This window comes from Methylomonas sp. LWB (assembly GCF_001856095.1).
Taxonomy (GTDB): Bacteria; Pseudomonadota; Gammaproteobacteria; order Methylococcales; family Methylomonadaceae; genus Methylomonas; species Methylomonas koyamae_A.
Genome location: NZ_MKMC01000007.1, coordinates 1 through 12,476, shown reverse-complemented (window position 1 = coordinate 12,476; position 12,476 = coordinate 1). Strand labels below are relative to the sequence as shown.

Sequence of the window (12,476 nt, the reverse complement as noted above, 5' to 3'; positions counted from 1 at the left end):
TTATTGAGCGGTGGTCAGTTTTAAGGTATCGAGTTCTACCGTGCGGCGTTGCTCGTCGTCGCCCCAGGCCACGGTGACGTCGACTCGCATCAGTCGCGCGGCCGGTTCCTGGTCGCCGTCGGCCAGCTTGCGCAGACTTTCGCGAACGCCGCCGCTGTTTTGCACTGGTTGGACGCTGACCCGCCAATCGAAGCGTTCGCCTTCGTTGCCGTCCAGTTCGCCCGGCTCCAGCGCGGTTTCGACGCCGGTGCGGGCCATCAGCGACTCGGCGATTTGCACCGCGATCGTGTATTCCTCGGCGATTCCGGCGTGGTTGACGCCGTTGCCGAATACCCGCAACACGATAGTCAGCGCGATCGCCATGATCGAAAAGGCGACTAAAATTTCCAGCAGCGAAAATCCGTCAAGCCGTCGCATGGTCGAGCAGGTCGGGTTCGGCGGCCGAAATGGCGACTTCGCCGGTAATCCAGTTCACGTCGATGCGTTTGGACAGATTGCCCCATTCCAGCGTGATGCGGCCGCCGGTCGAGGAGCCGTCGCCGAAGAAGCGGATGCTGCCTTGCTCGCCGTCGGCGAATTCTTCCTCGGCAACCACCAGCGACACGTCGATGTCCTCGGCGAATGCGTAAGTCTTGTCGCGATGGTCCACCCGGTAGCTGTTATCGGCCAGGCTGATCGTGACCGCCGCGGTTTTGCCGGTCAACAGGGCTTGACCGTGGGCATAGCGCAGCGCCGAAGTGATGTCGCGCGCCACGGCCTGCAACTTGGTGGCGTGGTTGCCGGAAGCGATATTGTTGCCGAGTACCGCGAAACCGAGCACGGCGACCAGCAACACGATCGCCATCTCGATCAACGTGAAACCCCGCGCGGCGGCGGGACGGGGCGGCCGGGCCATTATTCCCAGCTATTGATGTCTTGTTCCTCGCCTTCGCCGCCTTCCTTCTCGTCGGCGCCGTAGCTGAACAAATCGAACTTGCCGTGTTGGCCGGGGAAGACGTAGTGGTAATCGACGTTCCACGGGTCTTGCGGAATCTTCTCCTTGCGCAGATAGGGGCCGTTCCAGCGCTTAGCGTCGGACGGTTTTTCGATCAGCGCCAGCAAACCTTGTTGTTGGGTTGGGTAACGACCCTCGTCTAGCTTGTACATGTCCAGCGCCGCCGCCAGGTCCTCGATTTGCACCCTGGCCGCCTTGGTTTTGGAGGCGCCCATGTGCTTCATGACCTGCGGGCCGACGATGCCGGCCAGCATGGCGATAATGCCCAATACCACCAACAGTTCCAGCAGCGTAAAGCCGCGTTGGCGGCGTATCGTGTGTGTCATCGCGTGTCTCTCCTTGGATTAAAAAGCCAGATCGTTGACGCTGAGAATCGCCAGCAAAATCGAGACGATGATGCCGCCTATCATCAGGCCCAACGAGATAATCAACGCCGGTTCCAGCAAGGCCAGCATGCGTTGTATCGTTTGTTTTAATTGTTTGTCGTAAATGCCGGCCACCCGCATCAGCATTTCTTCGAGCCGGCCGGTTTCCTCGCCCATTTTAATCATTTGCACGGCGAGTTTGGGAAACAGGCTTTGTTGACTGAGCGCCTCGGATAAAGTTCGGCCCTGTTTCAATTGGGCCTCGGCATAATCCAGCGATTCGGCCAACACCGTGTTGCCGACGGTTTCCCGAATGATGACCAGCGACTTTAAAATCGACACGCCGTTACCCAGCAAGGTGCCGAAGGTGCGGCTGAAGCTGGCGACCTCCATCGTCAACACGATTTCGCCGACCAGCGGGGCTTTCAAAAACCGGCCGTCCCAGACCTTCTTGCTGGCCGGTGCGCCGAGCTGGGATTTGAAGTATTGAACCGCGGCTGTGATGCTCAGCAGCAGCAGCCACCAATAGCTTTGCAGGAACTCGGCCAGCCCGACCACGATTTGCGTGGGCACCGGCAAGGCCTGGCCGGCGCTGTCGAACATTTCCTTGAACTGCGGCACGACGAAGGTCAACATCACGAACAGCGACGCCAGCGACATCACCAGCAACACCGCCGGGTAAATCAGCGCGGTGCTGACGGTATCCTTCAACTCCTGGGCGCGTTCCATATACTCGGCCAGCCGCTGCAATACGCCGCCCAGATTGCCGCCCAATTCGCCGGCGCGGATCATGTTCAGATAAAACTTGGAAAATACGCCGGTCTGGCTTTCCAGCGCGTCGGCTAGCGCCTTGCCGCCCTTGACCTTGTCCAGTACGTCGGCGGTCAGCTTGTTGAGCTTGGGCTTATCCTCGGTCAGTTGCAGCAAGATCGTCAGCGAGCGGTCCAGCGGCAGGCCGGATTCCAGCAATGTCGCCAATTCGGCGGTCAGCATGCCGATTTCCTTGGCGGACAGGCGCACGCCGGCGGTTTTCAGCTTGAACCCGAGAAAGGTCTTGTCCTTGGCCGCTTCGACGCGGATCGGAATCAAACCCTGATTTTGCAGTTCCAGCAACAGGGCCTGCTCGTCGGCGGCATCGCGCACGCCTTCCTCGGCGAGACCCTGATTGTTGACGGCTTTGTAGGAATATAAAGGCATGGAATGGTTTAGCGATTGGCAATGAGCTGGATTTGCGGTGGGTATAAGGCAAAATTCTCGTCGGCGGAAACAATCGGCATGTTTTCGCTAAAGGCAGTAGCTAACAATAGCCTATCGAACGGGTCGCGGTGGTTGGTTAATAATGGTATTTCCGCGTAGGCATCGATGTGTCGGTTTTGAATGCCGAGCAGATTAAAACCATCGCGTTCGATAAAGTTCGTCAGTTGATCGATAGTAAGATCAAGCTCCGCCAGTTTCCCCAGCTTTTGCTTGATGGCGATTTCAAAGAAACTTATCTGACTGATAAATGTCGCTTCGTTTTCTAACGCATTTTTTACTTGTGGCGCCAGTTTGTTTGGCGCCACCAAGGTCCATATCAAAATCTGCGTGTCTACGAGATAACTCACCACATGTAATCCTTTAGGTCATCCAGTGGCTCGTTAAAATCATCAGGAATGCTATACCCCTTTCCCGCCAGGCTACCGATCTTTACCCCTCGATGGACAGGTTTAGCTACAGTTTGTTCTTCGGTAAGAAACATAACAACTACTTTCGACTTCGTATTGGTGGGCGGGGTTTCTTCAAGTATGACTTGGCCGTTTTCGTAAATGCCTTTAATTGCGGTATACATATTACCTCCGGTGAGTTGGGGTCATTTTACCAATCGGTGCCTATCGCATTTCAAAAAATTTCCGTTCTACAAAGCAACTCGCCTGGCAATTTCAATGTCTTTTCTTAGTAAGTCGTTGACTAATAACTGCAAGTTTTCAGGGTTTGATTGACATTTTTCCGAGAGATAAAGAGCGATGTCCCGGTCCAGATAAATCGGTATTTGAATGTCTTCCAAAGAAACATAAAACTTACCTTGCTCGGCATTAGAAAAGTCATATTCGTCTTTCATTATTTTGCCCTCCGGGTATAAGTGGCTTTTTCATTTTGGGTGGCTTTTCGGGCCGAAATAATACGAATCATGTCATCGTAACGAAAAGTATGGACCACCAGCAATATTTGTTCGTTCAGATTTTTGCCCAACAACAGCCAGCGCTCTTCATCGTCTGAATGTTCGTTGTCCGGCATGCTTAAAGCGAAAGGATCGGCAAACACATATACCGCCTGGCGAAAATCGACGCCGTGCTTGCGGATATTGTTCTGGTTTTTGTTTTCATCCCATTCGAATTTCATTTGAAATGCTTTTTTAATTGGGGGGCTGAGCACAGTCGGCCAAAAGCGGACAGCCCTTTAAATTTTTGATCGTCCGGTTAAGTGCTTTTGCAGATGTAGGGTGGGCAAATTTGCCCACCATTGCAACCCGGGTGGGCACAAAAATCCGTGCCCACCCGGGCTGCTGTCTTTCACAATATTTAGGAGCAATTTTAAATTATTTCTTAATGCATGCTTTGTAAAATAACTTTCCAAATTCGCTAAGCTCGATACAGTAATATGTAAACGATGAAAATCTCAGTCGAACTTCTCGAAGTTCGCCATCATTAAAAATCTCATTATTATAAGTTATTATGCCAAGAGAAACGAGGTGTTCGATAAAAGTCAGAAGTAGGCTGGGGTTTCCAAGGATATCATGGTTTATTTTTTTTGAAAGGAGCAAGTTTTTTATCTGATCGTTTAATACATTAAATCCTTGCGAAAGACTAAGCTCATTGTTCCCTATAATTTTATTTTTCTTGGTGTTTGATAGGAAGTAGAGTCTGTAACCTTCATTGCCTAATTCATTGATAATCAAGGCCTCATCAGGAGCAAGTTGGGTGATTATGTTTATAAAGGCTGGATGGGCTTCCCCTAAGCGCTCTTTATCAAGTCCGCGAGATAAAAGGTTTATATATAATATGGTTATTGGGTTGTCTTCCTCCTGATACTTCAGTTTCTCGGATACTGGTAAAATAAGCGATTCCATAGGGGCGATTCGCCTATCGTTCGGCACTTGTGCAATAGACTGATCTATATATCGTGCAAGCCGGTCTTGAAGAGCTGCCGCATACTGAAGTGGAAACAATGCTAATCTTATTGTTTTGACAGCATCAACTCCTATCTTACCTGCTTCCTTCAATGCACCCGAAACAAGATCACTGTATGTTTCTTCCAATACTTTTGGAGCGCTACTAATAGTTTCAATTATTTCATTCATCTTAATAAAGCCAAGTAGGGCGGGCACGTTTTAGGGCCGTAGGGTGGATAAGCGAAGCGCCATCCACCATGGGAACGCAAATAGGTGGATGGCGCTTCGCTTATCCACCCTACAACTTTTATTATTTGAATGGCTGATTTAAATTTTAAACCGACATTCTAGATAAATACACGAGCTTCCGCCTTGGGTCGGATTTCGCCAATCCACAATTGATTATTTTCAATAAATCCACATAACGACTTTATGTAATCCAATTACGCCTCCGTCGTCACCCTTAACACTTCCTCCAGCGTGGTCGTGCCCTGCAAGGCTTTGCCGACGCCGTCTTCGTACATGGTTTGCATGCCTTCGGCGATCGCGGATTGCTGGATCACGAAAGCTTCCTCGTGTTTCATGATTTGCTTGCGGATCGTGTCGGTCATCGTCAAGAACTCGATGATCGCCAGCCGGCCTTTGTAGCCGATGCCGTTGCAGGCCGGGCAGCCGACCGGTTTGTGCAGCAGGATTTCACCGGTCGACTGCCACTGCCGTAGTTTCATTTCCTCGATCAGCGTTTCCGAAGCCGGGTGGGCTTGCTTGCAAACGGGACACAGCCGGCGCACCAAGCGCTGGGCCAGAATGCCGTTGATCGTCGAACTGAGCAGATATTCCTCCAGACCCATGTCCTGCAAGCGGGTGACGCCGGCGGCGGCATCGTTGGTATGCAGCGTGGACAGTACCAAGTGGCCGGTCAGCGCGGATTGCACCGCGATCTTGGCGGTTTCTAGGTCGCGCATCTCGCCGATCATAATCACATCCGGGTCCTGGCGGACGATGGAGCGCAATGCCGAGGCGAAGGTTAAACCAATCTGCGGCTTGGCTTGAATCTGGTTGATGCCTTCCAGTTGATATTCCACCGGGTCTTCGACGGTGATGATCTTGCGCTCGGAGGTATTCAGGGTTTTCAGCGCGGCGTACAAGGACGTGGATTTACCGCTACCGGTTGGACCGGTAATCAAAATAATGCCGTGCGGTTGCGCCAGCACTTCCATGAAACGCTCGGCCTGCTTGCCGACGAAACCCAGGGTTTTAAAATCCAGTACCGCATTTTCCTTGTCCAGCAAACGGATCACCACGCTTTCGCCGTACAGCGTCGGGATCGTCGAGACCCGCAGGTCCAGTTCCTTGCCGATCATTTGCAATTTGATCCGGCCGTCCTGGGGTAGGCGGCGCTCGGCGATGTTCAGTTTCGCCATGATCTTGATCCGCGACAGCACCGCGGCGGTCGAAGCGACCGGCGGCGAGTCGATGTCCTGCAACACGCCGTCGATGCGCAAACGCACTTTCAGGCTTTGTTCGAACGGCTCGATGTGTACGTCGGAGGCCCGGCTTTCGACGGCTTTTTGCAGGATGAAGTTGACCATTTTGATGATAGGCGCTTCGCTGGCCAGGTCTTTCAGGTGTTCCAGGTCTTCGCTGTTTTCTTCTTCGCTGGTCAGGCCGTCCAGCAGTTGGTCCATTTGCGATTTGCCTTCGCCGTATTGCAGTTCCAGCGCGGCGTCGATGTCGGACATTTGGCCTATTTTCAGCGCGACAGGCTTGCCGGTCGCCAGTTGCAGGGCTTGGGCGACGTAGTCGTCTTCCGGATCCAGCACCGCGACGGTGACGGCGTCCTCGCCGGCTTCCAGGCCGGCCACGTGGTATTGCTTGAGAAAGCGTCTGGAAATGAGCTCGGGCAGCGGCGATTGAGGCGGGTATTGTTCGCCGGCGACCTTGGGCAAGCCGCTGGTCTGAGCGAAGCAATTGGCGACATCGGCGTCCGAGCACATGCCGAGCTTGATCAACAGCTGGGGCAGAGAGTCGTCCAGCGAGGTTTTCTGCATGCGCCGAACCTTGCTCAAGTCGCTGTCGGACAGTTTGCCGTGGTGTTTGAGCAGGCTCAGAAAAGCCGCGTATTTTTCGGGTCGATTTGCGATTTCCATGTCCATCGTCGGTGCCGTAAACTAAAGCCGTGTGGCCGGCATTGTAGCGATTTTCCACTGAGTCTGGCTGCCGATTATTACCGCAACGCGTCACGGCGCCATGCCGAAGGAAAATAACGATGACGAATGGAATGAGAGCCGGGCTATTGACTGTCGCGGCGGTCGCGGCCGGCGGCTGTTCGAGCGATTGGGCACAGCGGATGGGTTACCATGCGCTCAGCAATGCCAGGCAGATGCAGTGCCAAAAGGCGATGGCCGACGATTGCGAAAAACGCCCCGATTACGACCGCTATCAGCGCGAGCGTCGCGAGGCGACCGAGACCCAAAGTCCTCGCTAACCGGCGGTAAGCTGGCCTACATCTTCCTCAAAACCAGAGTCCGTCATGAGCGCAAACAGCGGCGAAAACTGGATGGCCGAATTGGGTTTCTCCGCCGATTCGGAATTGCAAAAGGCCTTGGAAATTGCCGCCCATATCGGCGACGTTTCCGAAGACGATGCCAACATCAGCTACACCTCGTTACTGATCGGCTTGTTATGGAACGGCGATGCGCTATCGGTCTGGTTGCAAGCCCAAATTCAGCGCGGCGGCGTTGCGGTCGAAAACCTCTACCGGCAGCGGCGCCTGACCGAGGCGCAACGCGAGCCGATTCTGGAAAACGTTCGTAACGGCCGGCCGGCCGCGTCGCGGAAAGTCGCGATCAGTATTTCGGCGCGGACCGTGCTGCAAGAGGCGCACACCCTGGCTTTGGAAACTGGTTGCGCCGGCGACGCGCCGCTGGCGACCCGCCACGTGCTGGCCGCGTATTTTTTTCGGAATCCGCCAGGGCATAACCATCAACTGCACCAAGAATGGGGCTTCGAAGCCGAGGTGTGGCGAAGCCGGTTCGCCGAATACATACACGATCACTATTCGGCGGAGTTTGGCGGTTGGGCGCAGGTGTTGAGCGGGTATCTGGATACCGACGATTTACAACCATCGGGACAATTCTTGGGTGGCTATGCATTCGATACCCAAACCGTGCAATTGCTGCGCACCTTGGAACAAACGATAGCGAGCCACTCGCCGCCGCTATTTTCCTCGGCAAGCTTGCTCGATCTGCTGGTGTCGCTGCGCGAAGTGCCCGATTGCGCGACCTTCGCCGAACTGGTCGCTATCCCGCTAAAAATCGGCGAGCCTCGAACGCTGACGACCGTCGATTCCCCGTTCGCCGGTAGCGGCAGCTCTTTTTCGGCGACGCACGGCTTCAAGAATATTTTGGATCGAGCGCGGACGCTGGCGCGGGCGATTAGCGGAACCGAAATCATCGGTGTCCGCCATATTATCGCCTCGCTGTTGGTCTCGCCGGATTCGACAGCCAATAAAACACTGAAGCGGGTAGGTGTCAGCCTACCGTTGCTGCGTAATCGAGTCTTGGGCGACTTTACCCGGCGCTGGGTCAATGACGACGGCTTGCAATGGCGCTTTCACTTGATCGGTACCACGCCGCCGACCATCGCCGGCTATAGCTCGGATTCGGCCGATACCGGCATCGACAAGCTGGATGTCGCGCGTTATGCGACCGCGTTCGCGGTGGTCGTGGCCGCCGAACAGGTCAGACCGCCGTTGTCGATCGGCATTTTCGGCGATTGGGGTGCCGGCAAGAGCTTTTTCATGCGCTTAATCAGCGAGCAAACCGAGCGGCTGTGCGCCAATTCTACGCTCGGGCCGGACGGCAAGCGTCTGTTTTGCCGGCGAATCCTGTCGATCCGTTTCAATGCCTGGCATTACGCGGAGCAAGACTTATGGGCCAGTCTGGTTCAGACCATTTTCCAGGAGTTAAATAAAGCGCTGCTTGGCCCGAGTGACGCGTCCGATGTTTTGGCCTCGGTGCAACAGGATTTAAACTTGGCTAAAGAGGCCAGAGCGGAGGCAGAGAATCAGCTTAACCGAGCACGTGACGAACAAGACGATCGCAATAATGCGCTGCAAGCGGTTCGGCAGCAGGCCAGACTGGAAGCCGAAAAAGTGCGGGCGCTAAGCGCTGTCGATGTCGTCGCGGCGGTCAACGCCGAAGTGATCACGGACCAAAACCTGGAGCGTTTGCTGGTCTTGGCTGAAGATTACCTGGGGTATCGCGGCATTCGCCAAGACATTCGGGAAGGCCGCCAAACCGTGAGCGCTTTGATGGACATCGTGCGCGACAGTCGCTCGGCAACCGGCAAAGTGCGGTCGGCTTTGAGCTGGTTGTCGCGCGCGCCGATTTCCAAAAATGAATTTCGTAAACTGACGGTCGTGGCGATTCTGGTACTCGTCGTCGTCTCATTGTTCGCTACGGTTTTTCGAGACTGGATAGGCAATGCTTGGGCCATGCTATCGACCTTGCTTGCCGAACTGGGCGCGGTCGGCGGGATGGCAATCGCTTGGGCGAAACGCCATTTGAAAACAGTGTCCGAGGGCTTGAGTCAATTCGATAATTTGAGCGGTGAGTTAGACCGCCGGCTGGCCGCCAAACACTTGGAAAATCAAGCCGATCTCCTGTCTGCCGAGGAAGCCTTTCGGCAATCTCAGGCCAAGCTGGCCAATGCGGAAGCCTCGCTACTGATGGCAATACAAAACGTCGAACAAGCCGAGCAAGCCGTCGCGGAAAGCCGGTCGGCGCAACGTATTGCCCGGTTGGTGGAGCAACGCCTCAGCGGCAGAAACTACGAACAATATCTAGGTATTGTCGCGGCCATCCGCGCCGACTTCCAAACCTTGAGCGATCTGATGAAGCAAATGCGCCGGGAGTCCGAGTCCGCACCGACCACGCCGGAACCCATCGATCGGATCGTGTTGTATATCGACGACCTGGACCGTTGTCCCAGCGACAGAGTGGTGGCGGTGCTGGAAGCGATTCATCTGATGCTGGCCTTCGAATTGTTCGTGGTCGTGGTCGGCGTGGATATTCGCTGGGCGGCCCGATCATTGGCCGAAAAATACCCCAACCATTTGACGCCGGGCGACGAACAATGCCAAACCACACCGACGGCGCTTAGCCGGGCCGACATTGACGGCGCGACCGCGCTCGATTATTTGGAAAAAATTTTTCAGATTCCGTTTTGGTTGCCGCCGATGGAAGAACAAGCCAGCCGCAATCTGATTTTCGAATTGTTGCCGGCGCCGGTCGGCCAAGCCGGTGTCGAATCCGGGCATAACGCCGCGGAGCAGAAGCCCGCGGACTTGCCGGCCGCCGATCAACAGGCCGCGACGTCGCAAGCGGCTCACCTCGACGCGGCCAAGGCCCAGCCCTCACCAACGCCGAAAGGGGCGGAACTGTTGGACATCGCTGCCGAGGAACGCAATTACATGCTGCGCCTGGCGGGCGCGGTCGGCAAGTCGCCGCGCCGGCTGAAGCGCTTTGTCAATACCTACCGAATCTTGAAAGCCTCGATCGATGCCTTGGAGCGGGAAACCTTTGTTTTAGAACACGGCGCCAACGGCGAATACCGGACCGCGATGACGCTGTTGGCCTTGGTCACCGGCGCGCCGCGCAGTTCGCTGGACATGCTGCGCTTTTTGGACGAGCATCGCGACGAGGACGCTTTCCAGTTGTTCGACGACTACCTGCGCAGCCTGATTTACGCTAACGAGGCTAAGTACGTGCTTGGCGCATTGACCGCCTACCGAACGACGCAGCCGACAAACTTGCGAGAATTGAGGCACTGGGCGCCGCTGGTGGCGCGCTTTAGCTTTCGGTCGGGTACGGGGATGTAGGCCGGTCGTCCGCCGCAGCGCAATTTGAGTGCAATTTGCCGGGCTTTGCATTAGCATCCGGCCAACCTATCGTCGAGCCGTCAAAACCTTGTACCAGTCCTATTTCAATTTCAGCGAACTACCGTTCTCGATCTCGCCCGATCCGCGGTTCATGTACATGAGCGAGCGCCATCAGGAAGGTTTGGCGCATCTGCTGTACGGCATCAATCAGGGCGGCGGTTTCGTGGCTTTGACCGGCGAAGTCGGCACCGGCAAAACCACCTTGTGCCACTGCTTGTTGCAACAGCTACCCGATAACGTCGATATCGCGTTGATCCTGAATCCCAAACTGACCGCCGTCGAATTATTGGCGACGATATGCGACGAATTGGGTATCGCCCATGCAAGTCTGAGTGCGAAGAGTTTAATCGATGCCATCAATGCTTATCTATTGGCTGCGTACGCCGAAGGTCGGCGCAGCGTGCTGCTGATCGACGAAGCTCAGAATTTGAGTCTGGAGGTACTGGAGCAGATTCGGCTGCTGACCAATCTGGAAACCAGCAAAGCCAAATTGCTGCAGATTATTCTGGTCGGCCAGCCCGAGTTGAATCAAATGTTGGCTCGCCAACAACTGCGCCAGCTCAATCAACGGATAACCGCGCGTTATCATTTGGGTCCGCTGTCGCTGGACGAAACCCGTGCCTACATCTTGCACCGTTTGCGGGTTTGCCACGGTAGCCATCGTTTGTTTCAGGCCGCGGCCATTCGCAAAATTTACCGGTATTCCGCCGGGGTGCCGCGCTTGATCAACATCTTGTGCGACCGAGCCTTGCTCGGCGCTTACGCGACCAATACCCGCCAGATCGGTCCGGCGATCATCGTCCGCGCCGCCAGCGAAACCTTGGGGCCCCGGCGAGCAGCGGTAAAGCGCTACGTGGCGGCCGCCGCGACGTTGGCACTCAGTGTCGCGGCGGGGGGCTACGTTTGGTGGACGGATCGGCCGATCGTCCAAACCGCCAAGCCGCTTGCAGTATCGGAGGCCGCCGTCGCCGTGGCGCCGCCGCCGGTCGAGGCCAAGCCGCTCGCGCCGGCTTTCCAGGAATGGCTCGATGAGGCGCCGGCGTCTCCGGATGTCGCGTTAGCCGAACTACTGCGGATTTGGCGGCAAAATCCGGCGACCGATACACCGGTCAATTGCGACTCGATCGCTACGTTGGGTTTGAGTTGCCTATCGGGCAAGGCGAGCTGGCGGGAATTGATACGCCTCGACCGTCCGGCCCTGTTGGTGTTGAACGATACGCGGGGCCAAAAGCGCTACGTGCTGTTAACCGGCGCCGACCCGAGCCGCGCGGAGGTCCGGATTAACGGCGACAAGTCCTTCCCGCTGGTCGAGCTGCTGACGCTGTGGGACGGAAATTATCTGCTGCTGTGGCGACCGCCACGGCCGGGCTTGACCGAAATCGCGCCGCCGCAAAAATCCGCCGATGTCGTATGGTTGCGCCGACAGATCGGCAAAGTCGCCGAGGTTCCCGCCGGCGGCGATCCGCAGCTTTTCGACGACGCGTTAAAAACCCAACTAATGGCATTTCAACGCCAGCAGCAATTGACGCCGGACGGCATCGCCGGCGCGCGTACCTTGATCCAGTTGCAGAACCGGAGTGGGGCGGAGGATTCGCCCCATTTGGACATCAACCCCCGCTAGTCTTATCGATATGTCTTACATCTTAAACGCATTGCGTAAATCCGAGCAGGAGCGGCAAGCGCTAAAGCCGGATACGGTCGCGGCCAGGATTGCGGTGCAACCCGCCCCCGCGCGACAGGGCATCGCCAAAATCGTTGTCGCATTGGTATTGCTGAACGCGGCTATTTTGACGTATTTCCTGGGCTTTGCACCGGGCAAGCCGGAGGCCGTTCAACCCATCGCGGCAAACCGGGCGCCGCGGCCCGACGCGGAATCTGAACCGGTGTCGGCCGGCCAAACCGGCAAGCCGGAACGGAAACGGCCGTCGGCGCCGAAAGCCGATCCGCCGCCACGGACGGTCGCGGCAAGCAGCGTGGCGGATAAGGCCGGCGCGGCCAAGAAAATGGCCCCCGAACCTCCAAAAG

Annotated in this window: 13 protein-coding genes and 1 pseudogene; 4 read left to right on the top strand and 10 right to left on the bottom strand. The window is 56.0% G+C overall.

What is annotated here, in order from left to right; genetic code table 11:
* The 10 genes from BJL95_RS03560 to gspE form a co-directional block, all read right to left on the bottom strand.
* Positions 1 to 417 carry a prepilin-type N-terminal cleavage/methylation domain-containing protein gene (locus BJL95_RS03560; protein WP_071155540.1) on the bottom strand — a complete coding sequence of 139 codons (417 nt, stop codon included), beginning with the start codon at positions 415 to 417 and terminating at the stop codon, positions 1 to 3.
* Positions 404 to 895, bottom strand: a complete 492-nt coding sequence (locus tag BJL95_RS03555; RefSeq protein WP_071155538.1) for a GspH/FimT family pseudopilin — start codon at positions 893 to 895, stop codon at positions 404 to 406. Before BJL95_RS03555 ends, BJL95_RS03560 begins: the two co-directional genes overlap by 14 nt.
* Positions 895 to 1,320, bottom strand: coding sequence for a type II secretion system major pseudopilin GspG (gene gspG / locus BJL95_RS03550; protein WP_064028101.1), 426 nt, complete (start codon positions 1,318 to 1,320; stop codon positions 895 to 897). The genes BJL95_RS03555 and gspG overlap by 1 nt, the downstream gene beginning before the upstream one ends.
* A gap of 18 nt (positions 1,321 to 1,338) precedes the next feature.
* The gene (locus BJL95_RS03545; RefSeq protein ID WP_071155536.1) at positions 1,339 to 2,556 is read right to left on the bottom strand and encodes a type II secretion system F family protein; all 1,218 of its coding nucleotides are present in this window, start codon (positions 2,554 to 2,556) and stop codon (positions 1,339 to 1,341) included.
* An 8-nt stretch (positions 2,557 to 2,564) separates the two neighbouring features.
* A complete protein-coding gene (locus BJL95_RS03540; protein WP_071155696.1) occupies positions 2,565 to 2,963 on the bottom strand; it encodes a type II toxin-antitoxin system VapC family toxin in 399 nt (132 codons plus the stop codon).
* Positions 2,960 to 3,187 (bottom strand): hypothetical protein, encoded by a 228-nt coding sequence (locus BJL95_RS03535; protein ID WP_071155534.1) that lies wholly within the window; start codon positions 3,185 to 3,187, stop codon positions 2,960 to 2,962. Before BJL95_RS03535 ends, BJL95_RS03540 begins: the two co-directional genes overlap by 4 nt.
* A 66-nt stretch (positions 3,188 to 3,253) precedes the next feature.
* A complete protein-coding gene (locus BJL95_RS03530; RefSeq protein ID WP_071155532.1) occupies positions 3,254 to 3,457 on the bottom strand; it encodes a hypothetical protein in 204 nt (67 codons plus the stop codon).
* Positions 3,457 to 3,738 carry a BrnT family toxin gene (locus BJL95_RS03525; RefSeq protein ID WP_071155530.1) on the bottom strand — a complete coding sequence of 94 codons (282 nt, stop codon included), beginning with the start codon at positions 3,736 to 3,738 and terminating at the stop codon, positions 3,457 to 3,459. The genes BJL95_RS03530 and BJL95_RS03525 overlap by 1 nt, the downstream gene beginning before the upstream one ends.
* Before the next feature lie 196 nt (positions 3,739 to 3,934).
* Entirely contained in the window at positions 3,935 to 4,696 is a 762-nt protein-coding gene (locus tag BJL95_RS03520) for an Abi-alpha family protein (RefSeq protein ID WP_071155528.1), read from the bottom strand.
* Between the two features lie 254 nt (positions 4,697 to 4,950).
* Positions 4,951 to 6,657: a type II secretion system ATPase GspE gene (gene gspE / locus BJL95_RS03515; RefSeq protein WP_254786672.1), complete on the bottom strand. Its 1,707-nt coding sequence runs from the start codon at positions 6,655 to 6,657 to the stop codon at positions 4,951 to 4,953.
* A gap of 119 nt (positions 6,658 to 6,776) precedes the next feature.
* Between gspE and BJL95_RS03510 the strand changes: the two genes are divergently transcribed.
* The 4 genes and pseudogenes from BJL95_RS03510 to BJL95_RS03495 all read left to right on the top strand — a co-directional run.
* Complete coding sequence (locus tag BJL95_RS03510) at positions 6,777 to 6,995, top strand: hypothetical protein (RefSeq protein ID WP_139306112.1); 219 nt, start codon at positions 6,777 to 6,779, stop codon at positions 6,993 to 6,995.
* Between the two features lie 45 nt (positions 6,996 to 7,040).
* Positions 7,041 to 10,391, top strand: a complete 3,351-nt coding sequence (locus BJL95_RS03505) for a P-loop NTPase fold protein (RefSeq protein WP_071155521.1) — start codon at positions 7,041 to 7,043, stop codon at positions 10,389 to 10,391.
* Between the two features lie 157 nt (positions 10,392 to 10,548).
* Entirely contained in the window at positions 10,549 to 12,072 is a 1,524-nt protein-coding gene (locus tag BJL95_RS03500; RefSeq protein WP_254786671.1) for an ExeA family protein, read from the top strand.
* Positions 12,073 to 12,082: 10 nt separating this feature from the next.
* Positions 12,083 to 12,476, top strand: a pseudogene (locus BJL95_RS03495) (hypothetical protein); the annotation flags it as partial.